This window comes from Paenibacillus paridis (assembly GCF_006345825.1).
GTDB lineage: Bacteria > Bacillota > Bacilli > Paenibacillales > Paenibacillaceae > Pristimantibacillus > Pristimantibacillus paridis.
The window spans coordinates 59,349-75,684 of record NZ_VCIX01000085.1; the positions used below are offsets into that span (position 1 = coordinate 59,349).

Genomic DNA, 16,336 nt, shown 5'->3' on the forward strand with positions numbered 1-16,336 from the left:
TGCTGGGGATGACGAGGCTTATGTAATTTTGTTGCTTCTAATTTAGGCGGTGATACAAAGGTGACAAAAAGTGTAAATGAACATTATCCGGCTAAAGGCCGTGTTATTATTCATTTGGATATGAATGCCTTCTATTGTTCCGTGCATGAAGCAGAGGAACCTGAGAAATATAAGAACAGGCCGACGGCGGTGTCGGGCAGCGTGGAGCAGCGCAAGGGGATCATTGTTACTTGTTCCTATACAGCCAGAAGCAAAGGAATAAAGACCGGGATGAATGTGAGACAGGCACTTCAGCTGTGTCCGGAGCTTATATTAATAAAACCTGATTTCACCCTGTACCGTAAATACTCCCATGGCTTCATGACGATCGCAAGGCAATATACCCCGCTTGTGGAGGCCGTTTCTATTGACGAATGTTATATGGACATTACAGGCTCCAAGATGTTCGGCTCGCCGCTGGACATCGCCGCTTCGCTTCAACAGCGAATTATGTCGGAGTGGTCGCTTCCATGTTCGATCGGCCTTGCCCCGAATAAGCTGCTGGCCAAGATGGCCTCGGATATGAAGAAGCCTAACGGGCTAACGGTGCTGCGGATCCGCGATGTGAAGCAGGTGCTTTGGGATAAACCGTGCGATACGCTATTCGGAATCGGGAAGAAAACCGCGGATAAGCTAATGAAGCTAAATATTCGAACGATCGGACAGCTGGCGGGCACGGACGAGATGATGCTGATCAAGCAATTTGGCGTGATTGGCTCTTGGATGAAGGCTGCGGCGCATGGAATTGATCACGGAGAGGTGAATCCAAACCGAGAGCTGAACAAATCGATTGGGCACACGACGACACTCCCCGCAGATCTTACTGCCCGTGAGGACGTATACCGCGTTCTGCTGAATTTGGCGGATCAAACCGGGCGCAGGCTACGGAGGCAAAAGCTGGTAGCAACTACCGTCCAGTTGACTATCCGCAATCCAGATATGACGACGATCACTCGGTCCCATACGCTTGGGGCGCCTACGCAAACCTCTGAGGAATTTTATAAGGAAGCATGCAGACTCTATGATAAGCACTGGAAGGCTGGAGAACCCATACGCCTGCTTGGAATCACCTTGCAGAACCTGAAGCTGCTGGAAGAATCCGCACTACAGCTAGATCTATTTAGCTACGAACAGCAGCCTCGCAAGGAAGCTCTTACGAAGGCAATGGATCAGCTTCGCGACAAGTACGGGGAGGATGCGGTTCTTACAGCAGGAATGCTTGGCGATGATCCATCCACCTTAATTAGGAATAAACGAATTCGGGGCACATCCTTGCAAAAGGATGATAGTTTGTTATATATTGATGAATGAAGCTTGACTGTACAGAGACGAGATTATTCCGTATATTTATTTGGGAGGGAAATTCCATGGGTAAGTTTACTTGGGTTGAAAAAGATACGTGCATCGCTTGTGGAGCTTGCGGAGCAACTGCTCCTGACATTTATGATTATGATGACGAAGGTCTTGCAGAAGTTATTTATAAAGCAGATGGAAACACAGGCAACACTGAGATTCCGGAAGATTTATTTGATGATTTGCAGGATGCCGCTGATGGCTGTCCTACCGATTCGATCAAAATCGCAGACGTGCCTTTTAACTATTAATATCTAATTCTTGTGAAGAAGCCCCTTTTTGCCAGCGCTTGCTGCGGAAGGGGCTTTTTTGCATGCCTTTTCTATTGAAATGATTGTGTGGGGATTCATTCATGCTTCCATCCGACCGATAAAGAATTATTGCCACTAGTTGGGAGGAGCGGGGAATGGAGTCTCCAGATGATATTTTTTATTTAAAGCAATTTGTAAACCAACATCCGAATAACCAAATGGGCTGGTATTTGCTAGGCAAACAGTATTTGCTTGCCGGCAAGGAAGGTAAGGCGAACTATTGCTTCCTCAAAGCTGGCGAGGTTTATGACGCGTTTGAGGATGAGAGCCACCCATTGTCGGATAATCAGCTGCAGCAGCTCAAAGCATGGGATAAACAGCATAAGAAAAAAAAGCTTGCCCGAAGAACGGCGTTATTGGCAGGCTTACTGCTCTTTGTTGTGGTGATGATTCCAGCTAATGGAGCTTTAAAGAAAGAAACTGCGCCCGAGCCGCTTGTTGCAGCCCAGAACCAGCAGCTTCCGGTAGGTGTGGTATTCGTTACGCAGAAGGATCGACAGCCGATTGGCAGTGCGTGGAACGCACTAATCGCCGCAGCTGCCGATGCGCCGCTTCTGACGATCACGGCGAGGCTAGAGGAAGAAGCGGGCTGGCGCAAATGGAAAGGGAACACGAAGCTGCTTATGGCCGTCCGAAAGGAAAGTGGGGCTTCAGAGCTGCAGGCAATGATGCTTGATCGGCAAACCTGTGATTGTGAGCCATCCGACGTATCCGCTGTTGCGAAACAATACGAGAAATGGAGCCAAGAGCAGGAGACCCATTGGACGTTAGCGAGCGCAATTATCCAATATGAGCGAAAAAATAAAAAATGGCCCGAGAAGCTGGATGATTTGATTCGGCCGTATCCTAACAATTATCTTGCCGGCGAAAGAGGCGGAATGCGCGCTTTATTTGCCGGAGTCAGCCTCAAGGTGAAAAATGCCAAGGCCCAGAAGGATAAGTCTATTCGTGAGCAGGGAGCCGGCAAGGGTGGTTTAACAGCTGTGGATGGGAAGGAAACTCCGCAAAAGGATAAGAGTCCATTGGTAGGCACAAATGGAATTTTGGACAAAGAGTGGAATCAGCCGCTTGAGGTTATTGTGGACAAATCTACCCACCGGCTGGCGGTTGTTCAAGGGAATATCATCGTTAGGAGCTATAAGGTAGGTCTTGGCGGAGAGGAAACGCCGGAAGGAAGCTTCTATATCAGCGAAAAAGTGAAAAATCCGAATGGGAGCGACAATGGGATTTTTGGGAGCCGCGGCATGACGCTGTCGAATACGCTATATGCCATTCATGGGACGGATGAGCCGGGTAGCATTGGCAAGGATGAATCGCTTGGCTGCGTAAGGATGGGCAAAGAGGACGTAGAAGAATTGTTCGACATGATTCCGCTTGGAACCATAGTAAAAATAAAAAACGGGACGCTTCCGTCCAAGGTACAGCAGCCAACAGAAAGATTCAAGCTGGAGCCGCGCCAAAACGAAACCAATCCCGCAAAGGTATATAAATGGCTGACTTAATAGTACTTACGAAGTAAAGATCAGAAGCAACGCGATCGCTACGACTACAACGCCAACAATGGAGCCGATCCACGCCAGTGCTTTCTTGTTGACTTCATCCTTAGGTTTGGCTTTTATCGTTGCAGGTTTTCTTTTTGGAGAACTCATCGACAATCAACCCCTCTATTTCATAATAATAATGATTATGATCCCATTGTAATCGTTTTCCGGACAAGCCGCAATATAATGGATGCTTGCACCCTTGGTGCAGGCTCTTTTCTTTTTGCTGCAAAAACGCTAAACTGTCAGATAGAACATATATCTGAGATCGGAGTGAGTAAGTTGCTTTATTCTTCAATTCTTAAGCCTATTTTTTTCCGTATGGACCCTGAGAGAGCTCATCATCTAGTAATTGACGGCTTGGCAGCAGGGGGAGTCGTACCGGGACTGAACGGGCTGATGCATGCAATGTACGGCGTAGCAGAGTCGCCGGAACTTGCAACCGAGTTGTTTGGCATTCATTTTCCTCATCCTGTAGGTTTGGCAGCTGGTCTAGATAAAAACGGCAAAGCCGCAGATGGCTTCTCAAGCGTTGGCTTTGGCTTCGCTGAAGTGGGTACTGTAACGCCGAAGGGACAAGCAGGCAATGAGCAACCGAGGTTATTCCGTCTTCCTTCGGACGAAGCCTTAATTAATCGAATGGGCTTTAACAATGAAGGCACAGCTGCAATGGCAGAAAAACTGTCACGTCGCAAAATCAATCGGATTCCAATTGCTGTCAATATCGGCAAAAACAAGACGACACCAAATGAGTTGGCACATGAGGATTATCAGACCTGCATTCGCGACCTCTATACATATGGCGATTTTTTTGTCGTCAATATCAGCTCGCCGAACACGCCGGATTTGCGTGATTTGCAGCACGGCGAAGAACTGAGAAATTTACTGAGCGCAGTAAAACAGGAAATAAACGAGCAAGCGGCGAAAATAGGAAAGAAAGCAAAGCCCGTTCTGGTCAAAATCGCTCCAGACATGACAAGCGAACAGCTTGAGCTAACGGTGGGCACGATAATGGAAAGCGGTGTGTCCGGCATTATCGCGACGAATACGACGTTGTCCCGGAAAGGACTCTCGCACGCGAACGCCGGCGAGTCTGGGGGCTTAAGCGGCAAGCCGCTTCGCGACCGCTCAACCGAGGTCATTCGAGCGGTGTACCGTCAGACCGGCGGACAGCTGCCGATCATAGGGTCTGGCGGCATTTTTACAGCGCAGGACGCATACGATAAAATCCGCGCAGGAGCTTCCCTGGTTGAGATTTATACCGCGCTTATTTACAAAGGACCAGGCGTGCTTAGGGAATTGACTAGCGGTCTGAAGGAATGTTTACGTAAGGATGGCTATCGTAATATCGCTGAAGCAGTCGGCGCAGATCACGTTTAAGAACAGGAGGCGGCCGGATGGACGGTAGAGACTGGAATCTTTTTTTACAGCCTTATGAACAAGCGGTTGAAGAACTGAAAGTGAAGTTTAAAACGATGCGGGTTGAACTGAAGATAAGAGAAGCATACGCACCGATTGAATTTGTCACCGGCCGGGTGAAGCGCATTTCTAGCATTTTGGAAAAAGCCAAGCGCCTTAATGTCCCGTCAGATCAATTGGATAAAGGCATTGAAGACATAGCAGGCATTCGGATTATGTGCCAGTTTGTTGACGATATCCACCGGGTCGCAAGCTTAATCCGGACGCGCAAGGATTTGACGCTTGTCTATGAGAAGGATTATATTACGAATTTTAAGGATAGCGGCTATCGCAGCTACCATATGATTGTCGAATATCCCGTACAAACGGCGCTAGGCTACAAAATCGTATTGGCTGAGATTCAGATTCGAACGCTTGCGATGAATTTTTGGGCAACCATCGAGCATTCCCTCAACTATAAGTTTAAGGAAAGCTTGCCAGAGGACGTGCGCGACCGCTTGAAGAAAGCGGCGGAAGCCGCATCGCAGCTCGATACGGAGATGACAAGCATCCGCAAGGAAATTTTGGATGCCCAGACCGAATTTGAGGAGCAGTCGAATGTCGTATCCAAGGTTTTGAGCGGCATACAGGATTTATATTTTTACCATCGCGTGCGCGAGGCCGCGCAGTTCCAAATGCGATTCAATGAAAAGTTTGAAAGAGAGGATTATCACGGGCTTAGCAAGCTCTCTCTCGATATTCAGGCAGCGATTGCAAAAGCCAAAAAAGCAAATCAAAACTAGTCGTAGGCGGGTTTGCCTGCTCAAATGAAAACATTAGGTGTCTTGGCAGCGGGAAAGCTGCCTTGATGCCTTTATTTTGTATGTGCGGCCCAAATGTGGCATTCACCGAGAGGGAAACTACCGAAGGCATGAAAAACGGCTGCCATGCAAAGTTCAGTCGAACCTGCGGAGCAGCCGTTTGGAGAAAAACAATAGAAAGGCAAGACTAGTCGCTGGATTTCTTTGGCTTGTAAGCAGCGTCTATGGCTTCTCGTATCTCATCAGCCGTCTTGCCTTGCTTGCTTAAGGCGATAACTTCTTCCATCTCTTTCTTGCAGATGCCGCAGCTGGTACTGTGGTTCGTCCAGGTTACGGCTCCTTCATCCGCAGGATGCTCGGCGACATAACAGCGCAGAAGCGAGTCATGCGGGGTTTCAACTGCAAGGCCATCCGAACAGCCGCAATAGCAGGTCACGCCGCTCATAATGTCAGCATGGGCGTGTACAGCTTTGTATAAATCGCTTGTATGCGGCGTGTAGTCAGAGAGAAATCCGGGTAGCTTGTCAAACGATTCCGTCGTCTGCCAAGTTTCGGAGCCGTGCTGGTGCTCGGCTCCGGATTTGTCATCGCTTGCGAGGCCGCAGGCGGTGAGCAGGGTTATGAATGCAAATGCCAGCAGCAGGCCGTACATGATGCCGCGAATCCGAGAGTGCTTCCGGTACTCGGCAATCTGTTCCTCCGATAAGCGCTGGCGCTTCATCATTTGCTCTCAGCTCCGGAGTATTTGTTGAAGAATGCCCGGAAATCCTCAAGCGAATAGCCGGATGTTCCTGCCTCGGCAAGTCCGCCCTCTAGCTTATCGATTTGAACGCCGTCCTTGAAATAAGCAAGCGTTGGCGTGTATTCTACATTATATTTATTGAAGTAAGAAGGGAATTCTCTTAAGTTAAACTGAGGCAGATCAATGCCCAGTTCATCTACCAGCGGCATGAGCTGCGGCGTTGTTTTTTGGCAATGCGGGCAATCAGAAGCAAATAGATAGACAAAGAAACTTTCCTTATCTGCGACCTTCTTGTCCAATACAGCCGGTAATATGATATTCTGATAGTTAGGATCGTCAAGCTGCTTGCGCGTTTCCGGATTTAGCTGTGATACAGGCTTGTCATAAAGGGCGTTTACTTTACCGCTGTTGTTCAGCAAGGCAATTAATCCGAATAAAATAACGACAACTCCGATATACACATAGACCATACTGACTTTCTTTTTCTTTTTCATTTGTGCGGCTACCTCCGAAACGTTTTTTTTGACGGACAGGCGTTTTCTAGGCAGCATGTCCTTACTTTAATATATTATATAACAAAGCTATACTCGTATGTAAGAGCCTAAACATCATCGCAGATTGGCAGGAGGAAATGGGTATGATCGGCAATTTGCCTCGTAAATTCACGGAAAAAATGGAAATGCTGCTCCAAGAGGAATATGACAATTTTATGTCATCCTATGCAGCCCCAAGAGTATACGGTCTGAGAATCAACCGTTTGAAGCTCGATGCTGCGCAGTGGAGAGAGCTATCTCCATTAGGCGCAGGGACGCGTCCAATTCCATGGGCGCCAGACGGGCTGTATTATGCCGAGGGAGAGCGTCCGGGCAAGCATCCTCATTACCATGCAGGCCTTTATTATATTCAAGAGCCAAGCGCAATGGCGCCTGTCGAATTGCTGGACGTGCAGCCGGGTCAGCGAGTGCTGGATTTGTGTGCCGCGCCAGGCGGAAAATCAACGCAAATCGCCGGGAAGCTCCAAGGAAGCGGTGTGCTTGTTACAAACGATAATGCGCGGGAACGAACCAAGGCACTGGCCAAAAATATCGAGCTAGCCGGCGTCCGAAATGCAGTGGTGCTCAATGAGGAACCAGAGGCGATTGCTGCTGTCTTCCCGCAATGGTTCGATCGGATACTTGTCGACGCGCCTTGCTCAGGCGAAGGGATGTTCCGTAAAGACGAATCAATGATCGCGGATTGGGAGAAGCATTCCATCGAACGATGCTCTGTCATGCAGCGTGATATTTTGCGACATGCATCAGCGATGCTTGCGCCCGGGGGGCGAATCGTTTATTCCACCTGCACCTTCTCGCCCGAAGAGAACGAGCAGCAGATCGCCACTTTCCTCGCAGAGCATGATGATTTCGATATCGAGCCAGTACCGCAGCAATTTGGATGGCAGGCGGGCCGAGCGGATTTAGCCGCAGACACGGCGCAGCTTGGTTTAGAGCGGCTTCAATCAATTAACGGTACAGTAAGGCTGTGGCCGCATTTGATTGAAGGTGAAGGCCACTACGCCGCAGTGCTTATACGCAGAGGGCAGCGTGAACAACAAGAAACCGATGAGATTCTTCATGCCGGGCCACGAACTCGCCCATCGGCGCCAGGAGTATCCGGCAGACTGAAGCGGGAGTCGCAGTCAAATGGAATTAAGAAACAAGAGAAAAAGCATGACTACAGAGATGAGCGGCGCGCAGCCAAACGACAGACCCGTAATGATTGGGAGAATGCTTCTTCCCATCATGCCATAAAATCCTGTGCCAGCGGCAGCGTTCGAGTTGACAACAACCAAGTTACCGTAGAGGTGGCGTCACCAGTTGAACTCTGGAGCCAGCATGCGGAGCAGTTCGCGGCTGGTGCGCTTTCCTGGCCAGGCCGTGCGGTTGCCTATGGATCGCGCGTCTACATTCAGCCGGAAGAAGTGCCCCCGCTCGATGGTCTGAGAGTTGTTAGAGCGGGATGGTACGTGGGTGAGGCCGTTCGCGGACGCTTCGAGCCATCGCATCCCCTTGCAATGGGGCTTACACGGGAAGCAGCGGTGCGCTCGGTGAACTGGAGCTCGACAGACGAGCAGACGATTCGATTTCTAAAGGGTGAAACCTTGTTTGTGGAGGAATCGGCTGTCCAAGTGAAAGAAGGCGAACCGTCGAAGGGCTATATCTTGGTTTGTACAGACGGCTATCCGATTGGCTGGGGGAAATATGCCGGAGGCATGATCAAAAACGAGCTGCCGGCAGGATGGAGATGGGTGTAGGATGAGCAAAAAAATTCGAATCGACAAGCTGCTTGCCCATATGGGCCTAGGCACGCGCAGCGAGATAAAGAAAGCGGTAAAGTTCGGTAAGGTGACGTTGGCAGGCAAGGTGATCAAGGATAGCGGCATCATCGTTGACCAGGATACATCGGAGGTTGCTTTTGAAGGTGTGCCGGTGATTTATAGGGACGTCGTGTATTTTATGCTCAATAAGCCACGAGGAGTTATTTCGGCAACGGAGGACGGGCGCGAGCGTACGGTCATCGACCTGCTGGAGTCGCAGGACCGATTGCGCGAGCCGTTCCCGGTTGGCCGGCTGGATAAGGATACGGTAGGTCTGCTGCTGCTGACGAATGACGGCCAGCTGGCACACGAACTGCTATCCCCACGCAAGCATGTAGCCAAGACATACGAAGCGATTGTCCAAGGGAATGTAGGAGAGACAGACAAAGAGCAGTTTTCTATTGGTGTTACGCTCGACGACGGTTACGTCACATTGCCTGCTGTGCTTGAAATTATAGGACAGGAAGAAAGGGAGGATGGAACGTTCTCCAGCATTTCGCTGACAATCATGGAAGGAAAGTTCCATCAGGTAAAAAGAATGTTTGAAGCAGTAGGGAAAACGGTCGTCTACTTGAAAAGAGTGTCTATGGGACCTCTCGCGTTGGATGAATCGCTGCCGGAGGGCTCTTACCGGGAACTCACCTTGGAAGAAGTGGAACTGCTTCGGGCACATAAACGAAAATAGGAACAATAACCATACAAAGAGACAATAATTGGAGTGAGACGATGAGCTTGCAATACGATTTAATTGCATTAGATGTTGATGGAACGCTGTTGACCGACGATCATGTACTAACGAAAGCGATCCGCGAAACGGTTCACGAGGCTGCTGGACGCGGTGCTCAAATCGTGCTGTGCACGGGCCGCGGCCCGTCAGGAGCGCTTCCGATTTTGGAAGAGCTTGGTCTGGGCGGTACAGTCATTACGCATAATGGAGCCGCAACGATTAATTCGGACGACCGGTCGGTTATCCATCAGTTTGATATGATTCCGGAACATTTGATTGATTTCGTAGTTTATTGCCGTGATCGCGCGATCCATTTTGATTTAAATACGGCCTTTGAAATGATGGTAGAGAGCATGACGCCTGAAGCTGAACTTATGTATGGCCGCTATCAAGCGAAGCCTTCTATACAGGACTTTCGGTTAGCGCTGCCTAGCGGTCTCGTGAAATTTACGGTTTTTGGCAGCAAGGAACAAATGGACACGGTTCAAACGGAATGGGCAAGCTGGCCGCAAACTCTTCACTCGATAAGAAGCGGAGATTACTTCATCGACGTTCATCACGCGGAGGCTAATAAAGGAAGAGCATTGGAACAGTTGGCTGCAATCCGGGGCATTGACCGAAGCCGCATCCTTGCCATAGGCAATTATTATAATGATATTACCATGCTGCAATTTGCAGGAATGGGCATTGCGATGGGCAATTCTCCGGAGCAGGTGAAGCTGGCAGCCAAAGCGGTTGCCCCTTCCAACAGCGAGGACGGAGTTGCGCGAGCGCTGCGCGAATATGCATGGACTTAAGTCGCAAAAAAACCGCCAGAGCGCAGTGCTCGGCGGTTTTTTGCTATAATGAGCATTTTACGATCAGTAGAGAACGGATCTAGAGATAATGACCAGAAGAATGAACAATACCAAAATTACGCCAATCGACGTAAAGCCTCCATGTACACCGGACATGCCAATTCCCCCTATTCATCATTTTCCGACTGCGGGATGCTGCGTGAATGGGGTAGTTCCCGCTGTTCGGTATAGGGTATTGTATGTCAAAATGTCCCGATTCGATTGGACATTTGTCTCGGTTTACAGGCAATTAGGCATATGTCTTGGAGGGGAATATACCCTCTTTGAAGGAAAAGATTGTCGTAGCAGAGTGGACTGCTAGATCAAAAAAAGCGGATTTCGCAGGGCAGGAGCTGCCGTGCAAAATCCGCTCTTTCATGTACGATATTAACGTCCGCGTCCACCGCGCGGTTTATTCGATGGGCCGCTGTTTCGCGTGCTTCCTCCGCGTCCACCGGCTGGTGCACTGCTTCGCCCGCCAGTTGGAGAACCGCTTCGTCCGCCAGCTGAAGAGTTGCCACGCTGTCCGCCACGACCGCCAGCTTGGGCTTTGCCGCGAACTGCACTTCGTTCGTTGCTCGCTTTGAGATCGTTGCGAGCTGCTTCCCAAGGGCTGTCTACCTTAGAATTAGCGCGTCCTGCTGCGTGCTCAGCGCCACGCGGGCTTCCGAAGCTGCTGCGGCTAGATCCACCGCGTGCCGAACTGCCGCGGTTTCCGTCGCGCTCACCGTTACGCGAATTATTCTCACGGTTACCAGTACGTTCGCTGCGAGCCGAGCTGCTGCGATTCCCTGTACGCTCTGCGGTACCCTTATCAAAGCGCTCACCGCGCTTTGCGGCCCAGCCAGAGGTTTCTGTTGCTGCTTCAGAAGAAGCCTCGCTGCGTACGTCTGCTGTTCTTCCTGTACGTTTGCCGGCAGCAGGGCGTGCTGTTTCGCGCTGGCCTCTGCGGCCTCCGGGTTTAGCACCGCGCTCCGATTGGCCGGAACGGTCGCGTCCGCGTCGTCCGCCTTCGGCTGGCTTGCCGCTTGCGATGCGGGCACCGCCTTTGCCAGCGGCTCCGCGGCCTTTCTCTGGACGATCGCCAGACTGTGAGCGAACGGAGGTCTCTACGCCTTCGCTGTCGATTGCACGACGAGCGAGCTTGGCGTTGATGCTCTGCTCAATAAGAATCAAATGATTTTTGTCATATGGCGTGGCGAGCGTAATCGCAGCGCCATCTTGACCCGCGCGGCCCGTTCTGCCGATTCGGTGAATGTACAGCTCGCCGTCTTGCGGAACGTCATAATTGTAAACGTGGGTAACGCCTTCCACGTCAAGGCCGCGTGCCGCAACGTCCGTTGCAACAAGCACTTGGAGCCGTGCATCTCTGAAGCGCTTCATGACCTGCTCACGCTTGGCTTGCGTCAGATCGCCATGCAGCTCATCGGATTCAATTCCGAGCTCTTGAAGCTCCTTGTTCAGTTTCTTCGCGCGTACTTTCGTCCGGCAGAAGATAACCGCCAAATACGGCTGATGCCGTTCAAGCAGATGAACAAGCGTCTGCTGCTTGGTTCTGTCTGTCGTTTCGTATACGATTTGCGTAATGCTGTCGAGCGTGACATTCGTGCTCTTAACACGGATATCAACAGGCGTTTTCATGTAATCTGCAGCCAGCTTGCGGATGGCATCCGGCATCGTAGCTGAGAAGAGCATTGTTTGGCGAGCCTTGGGCGATTGAGAAATTATGCTTTCTACATCGGGCAGGAAACCCATGTGGAGCATTTGATCGGCCTCGTCAAGAACGAGCATCTGTAGTTTGCCTAGGCTAACGGTTTCACGCTTCATATGGTCGATTAAGCGACCGGGAGTAGCAACCACGATATGAGGCGACTTTTGCAGCTTGCGAATTTGAGCATCGACATCCTGTCCGCCATAAGCGGCAAGCACGCTTACGCCAACGGCAGGAACAAGCTTCTTAAGCTCACTTGTTATTTGAATGGCAAGCTCTCTCGTTGGAGTCAATATAAGAGCTTGTACCTGCTCTTTTTCTATGTTAATTCGTTGCAAGATAGGCAAAGCAAACGCGATCGTTTTGCCTGTGCCCGTTTGTGCTTGCGCAATGACATCCTGCCCGTTAAGAAGGAGCGGAATGGCTTGTTTCTGAACCGGAGTCGGTTCGGTAATTCCATCTTGGTGGAGCAAATCGCTTAGCTTGGGGATGATACCCAAAGCGTTGAATGCGTTAGACATTAATACATTTCCTCTTTTCGTAAACATCGTTTGATGTTAAGTATAACAGTTGTCCCTATAATGTGCATCTTTACTTTGCATATGCTATGCTAAAAGCCAACATTAAGAGCAGCAGAGGAATGATAGATGATGAATGGAACAGAACGCTCCCAGATCAAGGCTGGGCTGGAAGTCGATATCGTATTGAAGCAGGATCAACGAACAGGCAAGCTGACACGGGGGATCGTCAAGGATATTTTGACCAATTCGCCCAAGCATCCTCACGGCATCAAAGTAAGGCTTGCGGACGGTCAGGTCGGCAGAGTCAAAAATATTCTGGCTTAAACAAGCTTCTGATGCACGAGCTTATCCGATTAACACTTGTCAAACGGGAAGGTGAGCTGCAATGGCATTTGGCATTAAACGAAAAGAGATGGAGGAGTGGAAGTCGGCTGTCGCGCGTGGTGAGATCGCATTTTTGACGCATTACTGGATCGACCCGCGCTTTCCGGATATGCGGACGGTGACGAAGGTGGGCTGCTCCGATATGGAAAAGCTCTCGCGATGGTGTCTCGACAATGGCCTCAACCCTCGCTATATACATGCCCGCTCCGAATTTCCGCATTTTGATCTGCTCGGGCCGAAGCAGCGCGAGGTATTGCGTAAGGCAAACATGCAGGATCAGCTTGAGCGGTTTGGCATGGCTGAATAGGCAAGAGGCAGCGGCTGCTCATGGAGCGGCTATTTTTTTGTCCGGGATGGCGGTCGCAAAAAGAAGTGGCTGTCCAAGGAAGTCTTCAGTAAAATAAGAGAATCGTTGGGAATCGTTTACATCTGATGTGGAGGAGAGGGGAACACCGATGGTTTCAGAAAAGGAACAGCTATTGCAGGAATTTGGGGAATGGACAGCGTTTGTCGTCGATTTGGCGAGATATGACAAGCGGATTTGGAATCAGAGCATGGGTGTAGGAAAATGGTCGGTTCGCGAGGTGGTCGCGCATATTTTGCGCTGGGACGATTATTTCTACGAGGAAGCGATAGCGAAGCTGGGTGCCGGATTGCCGCTTACGGTCAAGCATCTGGATTATGACGAGTTCAATGAGCATGCGAAAGGCTACGGTATGAACACCGCAATTGCTGAGCTTTCCAATCAGGCAGTGCGAAGCCGCGAGCGGATCATGAGGGCTATCGCTGCTCTAACCGATGAACAATATGAAACAACCTATCAGGATGCGGACGGGCATCCATTTGAAGCAGCTCAATATATGAAGGATTTTATTTGGCATGATCGGCACCATGTGGAACCTATTCGCAAGCTTATACACGCGCGAATTGAAGAAATGAGCCTGAATGGCTGGCCAGCTCTCCAAACCCTCGTCTATGATGGGTGGCTGCTCCGCTTTAACAAGGGCTATACGAAGCGCTCCAACTCGATTCATCCGATCTATGGCCATACGATAGAGCTAAATGAAAAAATCCGTATTTGCGAGGAGCGCTACGAGAAAGCGGGGCTTCGGACCACTTTCAAAATAACGCCATTCAGCCAGCCTGCCTCGCTCGATGAGGAGCTTGCAGCACGCGGCTATGCCCTCGTTGACCAAACGGTTGTGCAGACTGTTCATCTATCCGATGTTCTGTCGCCTGCTCCCGCAGAGATTTGGCTGGAGAGCGATCCGTCGGAGAGCTGGCTCGCAACCCTCTCTGCCTTTAGCGGATTAACAAGCGAACAGGCGAGCATCACGCGCCAGATGTTGGAGCTATCGCCCCTAAAAGCATGTTTTGCGCTGCTGCATGATAACGGAATCCCGGTCGCCTGCGGATTTGCCGTCATAGAGGACAATTGGATCGGCATCTATGATCTTGTTACAGATCCGGGCAGCCGCAATAAAGGGCATGGCGAGCAACTGGTGCTCCATTTGCTAAAGTGGGGCAGAAGCCAGGGAGCGCAAGAAGGCTATCTGTTAGTTGTAAAAAACAATGCGCCAGCAAAAAGGCTATACGAGAAAATCGGCTTTGTGCCGCAATATGAATACTGGTACCGCATTCGCCAGGACGTGCCCGATGTGAAGAATTCCCGCATGCAACAGGTACGGTAATGGAATGCTTAACAACATAGAGTGAACAGCATAAGAAAGAAGGATTACGTTGTGAAAATGAACCATGTAAACCAAGCATCAGCCGCCGCTTCAAGACCGCTTGTGATGACGAGCTCTTGGCTGCTCCTGCTTGGCATCTTGCTTATCGCCGCAAATTTGCGCGCATCGATTACCGCTGTCGGGCCCATTGTGTCCAATATTCAGCAAACATTTGGCTTATCCAGCACATGGACGGGCATGCTGACCACTTTGCCGCTACTGGCATTTGCGCTGATTTCTCCGCTTGCGCCACGAATGGCTCGTCGGATCAGCATGGAAAATACGCTGTTTGGCGCCATGATCGTTTTGACCGGAGCGATAATAATCCGTTCATTGCCGTCCATAGCGGCATTATTCGTAGGCACCGCTTTGCTAGGCATGGCGATCGCGATTGCCAACGTGCTTCTGCCTAGCCTGATCAAACGGGATTTTGCATCCAGAGTCGGGCTAATGACCGGCTTGTATTCCGTCGTCATGAATCTTGGAGCCGCACTCGCTTCAGGCTTCAGCATCCCCATTTCGGAGCAACTTGGCTTCGGCTGGCAGGGGATGCTCGCCTGCTGGGCGCTCCTTGCTCTTATTTCCAGTGCGGCATGGATCCCGCAAATACGCAAAATGAAAAGAATTAACCAAACAAGCGCGCAGAACGGCTCTAAACGAAAAAGTCTGTTCGGTTCAAAGCTAGCTTGGCAAGTGTCGCTGTTTATGGGGCTTCAATCCTTTTGCTTCTATGTCAATGTTTCATGGCTCCCTGAAATTTTGCATGACCGGGGCATGAGCCATTCCGATGCGGGCTGGATGCTGTCGCTTCTTCAATTCGTCAGTTTGCCGGCAACGTTCCTGATTCCTGTCATAGCCGGACGTCAGGCAAGCCAGAAAGGGCTGTCTCTTCTCACGGCTCTGCTCATGCTAGTCGGATATATTGGGCTGTATAACGGGCATGCGGCGTTGATACCAGTATGCATGATTTTGCTCGGCATAGCCGGCGGATCAGGCTTTAGCCTTGCCGTTATGTTTTTTGTGCTTAGGACTGGAAGCGCAGAACAATCGGCACAGCTGTCCGGGATGGCGCAGTCCATTGGTTATCTGCTTGCGGCGGCAGGCCCGCTGCTGTTTGGTTTCATTCACGACCTTACGGGCAATTGGAATCTTTCGTTAGCCATGTTGATGCTGGTGGTTGTGGGATTCGCATTGACCGGCTTGGGGGCGGGAGCAAACAGGACTCTCTCTGTCTGGGGAGCTGCCTCTCGCGATAAACGATAAGTTCAAGCGCAACATTATTTGGCAAACATTCGTATAAAAGGATGTGCCAGCCATTGACGCTTCTTGCGGCGCCAGGCATCAATCATCACGATCTGGGCATGCTGCCGTTATAAAGAGGGGGAGTTGAGCTTGAAAAAATGGTTAATCGTGATTCTTAGCGTTGCTTCAATTGTTGTAGGAATTTTATATGCAGGCCAAATCGGCTTTAGTTATAGCTTTCTCGGGGTGGAGTCCGGCTCGGAAAGAAACGCAGTGCGGTACTGGAGCCAGGTTTCTATGGGCCTTGGCTTTATCATGCTGGTAACGCTGCTGCTTCGACATAAGATGAATGCAAGAGTGAATGACGTTATTCTCGTTTTTGGTCTATGTTTATTGTTTATCATTCAGCTTCCCCCCATTTCACTATGGCTGCTTGGCATGATTGTCGGCAGCCATGCCGCAATAGGCGGTTTTGCGGTTCATGGCTTGCTAATTGCGCTTCTTGTCAGAATCATCACGTTTGGCCGCAGTAACGAGTCGTCCGCTGTATAAGAAGGCGTTTCTCTTGACACCGAATGGATCGGTCTTTATAATCGAAACTAACCATTTTTATGCATAAGAAGC

The 16,336-nt window shown here is 50.4% G+C and carries 18 protein-coding genes and 1 other annotated feature (1 of these 19 running past the window's edge); of the genes, 13 read left to right on the top strand and 5 right to left on the bottom strand.

Translation table 11 applies throughout. The features are described from left to right. Positions 1-60 precede the first annotated feature (60 nt). From FJQ58_RS13665 to FJQ58_RS13675, 3 genes are all read left to right on the top strand, one after another. A complete protein-coding gene (locus tag FJQ58_RS13665) occupies positions 61-1,350 on the top strand; it encodes a DNA polymerase IV (RefSeq protein WP_274382327.1) in 1,290 nt (429 codons plus the stop codon). Between the two features lie 56 nt (positions 1,351-1,406). Beyond that, complete coding sequence (locus tag FJQ58_RS13670) at positions 1,407-1,643, top strand: ferredoxin (RefSeq protein WP_053376893.1); 237 nt, start codon at positions 1,407-1,409, stop codon at positions 1,641-1,643. A 155-nt stretch (positions 1,644-1,798) separates the two neighbouring features. Beyond that, positions 1,799-3,205 (top strand): L,D-transpeptidase, encoded by a 1,407-nt coding sequence (locus tag FJQ58_RS13675; protein WP_139994264.1) that lies wholly within the window; start codon positions 1,799-1,801, stop codon positions 3,203-3,205. Between the two features lie 6 nt (positions 3,206-3,211). Here the strand turns inward: FJQ58_RS13675 and FJQ58_RS32335 are convergent, their stop codons facing one another. Continuing rightward, positions 3,212-3,352 (bottom strand): hypothetical protein, encoded by a 141-nt coding sequence (locus tag FJQ58_RS32335; protein WP_162341492.1) that lies wholly within the window; start codon positions 3,350-3,352, stop codon positions 3,212-3,214. A 174-nt stretch (positions 3,353-3,526) separates the two neighbouring features. Between FJQ58_RS32335 and FJQ58_RS13680 the strand changes: the two genes are divergently transcribed. Further along, positions 3,527-4,624 carry a quinone-dependent dihydroorotate dehydrogenase gene (locus tag FJQ58_RS13680; RefSeq protein WP_202915267.1) on the top strand — a complete coding sequence of 366 codons (1,098 nt, stop codon included), beginning with the start codon at positions 3,527-3,529 and terminating at the stop codon, positions 4,622-4,624. A gap of 17 nt (positions 4,625-4,641) precedes the next feature. Beyond that, positions 4,642-5,445: a GTP diphosphokinase gene (gene yjbM / locus FJQ58_RS13685; RefSeq protein ID WP_139994268.1), complete on the top strand. Its 804-nt coding sequence runs from the start codon at positions 4,642-4,644 to the stop codon at positions 5,443-5,445. Between the two features lie 205 nt (positions 5,446-5,650). On the opposite strand, the gene FJQ58_RS13690 is transcribed toward yjbM, so the two are convergent. Both FJQ58_RS13690 and FJQ58_RS13695 read right to left on the bottom strand, forming a co-directional pair. Next, positions 5,651-6,187, bottom strand: coding sequence for a PCYCGC motif-containing (lipo)protein (locus FJQ58_RS13690; protein ID WP_139994270.1), 537 nt, complete (start codon positions 6,185-6,187; stop codon positions 5,651-5,653). Then, entirely contained in the window at positions 6,184-6,699 is a 516-nt protein-coding gene (locus FJQ58_RS13695) for a thioredoxin family protein (RefSeq protein ID WP_139994272.1), read from the bottom strand. Before FJQ58_RS13695 ends, FJQ58_RS13690 begins: the two co-directional genes overlap by 4 nt. 143 nt (positions 6,700-6,842) lie before the next feature. Here FJQ58_RS13695 and FJQ58_RS13700 point away from each other — a divergent pair, with 143 nt between their 5' ends. From FJQ58_RS13700 to FJQ58_RS13710, 3 genes are read left to right on the top strand one after another with little or no spacing between them, the layout of a single operon-like run. Next, positions 6,843-8,498 (top strand): RsmB/NOP family class I SAM-dependent RNA methyltransferase, encoded by a 1,656-nt coding sequence (locus tag FJQ58_RS13700; protein WP_338016142.1) that lies wholly within the window; start codon positions 6,843-6,845, stop codon positions 8,496-8,498. Position 8,499: 1 nt separating this feature from the next. Next, positions 8,500-9,246, top strand: coding sequence for a pseudouridine synthase (locus FJQ58_RS13705; RefSeq protein ID WP_139994276.1), 747 nt, complete (start codon positions 8,500-8,502; stop codon positions 9,244-9,246). A 41-nt stretch (positions 9,247-9,287) separates the two neighbouring features. Then, positions 9,288-10,085 (top strand): Cof-type HAD-IIB family hydrolase, encoded by a 798-nt coding sequence (locus FJQ58_RS13710; protein WP_202915268.1) that lies wholly within the window; start codon positions 9,288-9,290, stop codon positions 10,083-10,085. 63 nt (positions 10,086-10,148) lie between these two features. Here the strand turns inward: FJQ58_RS13710 and FJQ58_RS13715 are convergent, their stop codons facing one another. Next, entirely contained in the window at positions 10,149-10,241 is a 93-nt protein-coding gene (locus FJQ58_RS13715; RefSeq protein WP_139994278.1) for a sporulation protein YjcZ, read from the bottom strand. Positions 10,242-10,511: 270 nt separating this feature from the next. Further along, a complete protein-coding gene (locus tag FJQ58_RS13720; RefSeq protein ID WP_139994280.1) occupies positions 10,512-12,356 on the bottom strand; it encodes a DEAD/DEAH box helicase in 1,845 nt (614 codons plus the stop codon). A 129-nt stretch (positions 12,357-12,485) separates the two neighbouring features. Between FJQ58_RS13720 and FJQ58_RS13725 the strand changes: the two genes are divergently transcribed. The 5 genes from FJQ58_RS13725 to FJQ58_RS13745 all read left to right on the top strand — a co-directional run bounded on the left by FJQ58_RS13725 (position 12,486) and on the right by FJQ58_RS13745 (position 16,264). Continuing rightward, positions 12,486-12,680, top strand: coding sequence for a YwbE family protein (locus FJQ58_RS13725; RefSeq protein WP_139994738.1), 195 nt, complete (start codon positions 12,486-12,488; stop codon positions 12,678-12,680). Between the two features lie 61 nt (positions 12,681-12,741). Then, complete coding sequence (locus FJQ58_RS13730; protein ID WP_139994282.1) at positions 12,742-13,047, top strand: hypothetical protein; 306 nt, start codon at positions 12,742-12,744, stop codon at positions 13,045-13,047. Positions 13,048-13,195: 148 nt separating this feature from the next. After that, positions 13,196-14,431, top strand: coding sequence for a GNAT family N-acetyltransferase (locus FJQ58_RS13735; protein ID WP_139994284.1), 1,236 nt, complete (start codon positions 13,196-13,198; stop codon positions 14,429-14,431). A gap of 57 nt (positions 14,432-14,488) precedes the next feature. Beyond that, the gene (locus FJQ58_RS13740; protein ID WP_139994740.1) at positions 14,489-15,733 is read left to right on the top strand and encodes a CynX/NimT family MFS transporter; all 1,245 of its coding nucleotides are present in this window, start codon (positions 14,489-14,491) and stop codon (positions 15,731-15,733) included. 129 nt (positions 15,734-15,862) lie between these two features. Continuing rightward, positions 15,863-16,264 carry a hypothetical protein gene (locus FJQ58_RS13745; protein WP_139994286.1) on the top strand — a complete coding sequence of 134 codons (402 nt, stop codon included), beginning with the start codon at positions 15,863-15,865 and terminating at the stop codon, positions 16,262-16,264. Positions 16,265-16,328: 64 nt separating this feature from the next. Next, positions 16,329-16,336: a binding site (T-box leader), on the top strand (it continues 239 nt past the right edge of the window).

What these genes read in the sequence shown, in the direction of transcription:
- FJQ58_RS13670 (WP_053376893.1), top strand. Translation starts at nt 1,407, where the DNA reads ATGGGTAAGTTTACTTGGGTTGAAAAAGATACGTGCATCGCTTGTGGA.
- FJQ58_RS13675 (WP_139994264.1), top strand. Translation starts at nt 1,799, where the DNA reads ATGGAGTCTCCAGATGATATTTTTTATTTAAAGCAATTTGTAAACCAA.
- FJQ58_RS32335 (WP_162341492.1), bottom strand. Translation starts at nt 3,352, where the DNA reads ATGAGTTCTCCAAAAAGAAAACCTGCAACGATAAAAGCCAAACCTAAG.
- yjbM (WP_139994268.1), top strand. Translation starts at nt 4,642, where the DNA reads ATGGACGGTAGAGACTGGAATCTTTTTTTACAGCCTTATGAACAAGCG.
- FJQ58_RS13690 (WP_139994270.1), bottom strand. Translation starts at nt 6,187, where the DNA reads ATGATGAAGCGCCAGCGCTTATCGGAGGAACAGATTGCCGAGTACCGG.
- FJQ58_RS13695 (WP_139994272.1), bottom strand. Translation starts at nt 6,699, where the DNA reads ATGAAAAAGAAAAAGAAAGTCAGTATGGTCTATGTGTATATCGGAGTT.
- FJQ58_RS13700 (WP_338016142.1), top strand. Translation starts at nt 6,843, where the DNA reads ATGATCGGCAATTTGCCTCGTAAATTCACGGAAAAAATGGAAATGCTG.
- FJQ58_RS13705 (WP_139994276.1), top strand. Translation starts at nt 8,500, where the DNA reads ATGAGCAAAAAAATTCGAATCGACAAGCTGCTTGCCCATATGGGCCTA.
- FJQ58_RS13710 (WP_202915268.1), top strand. Translation starts at nt 9,288, where the DNA reads ATGAGCTTGCAATACGATTTAATTGCATTAGATGTTGATGGAACGCTG.
- FJQ58_RS13715 (WP_139994278.1), bottom strand. Translation starts at nt 10,241, where the DNA reads ATGTCCGGTGTACATGGAGGCTTTACGTCGATTGGCGTAATTTTGGTA.
- FJQ58_RS13720 (WP_139994280.1), bottom strand. Translation starts at nt 12,356, where the DNA reads ATGTCTAACGCATTCAACGCTTTGGGTATCATCCCCAAGCTAAGCGAT.
- FJQ58_RS13725 (WP_139994738.1), top strand. Translation starts at nt 12,486, where the DNA reads ATGAATGGAACAGAACGCTCCCAGATCAAGGCTGGGCTGGAAGTCGAT.
- FJQ58_RS13730 (WP_139994282.1), top strand. Translation starts at nt 12,742, where the DNA reads ATGGCATTTGGCATTAAACGAAAAGAGATGGAGGAGTGGAAGTCGGCT.
- FJQ58_RS13735 (WP_139994284.1), top strand. Translation starts at nt 13,196, where the DNA reads ATGGTTTCAGAAAAGGAACAGCTATTGCAGGAATTTGGGGAATGGACA.
- FJQ58_RS13740 (WP_139994740.1), top strand. Translation starts at nt 14,489, where the DNA reads ATGAACCATGTAAACCAAGCATCAGCCGCCGCTTCAAGACCGCTTGTG.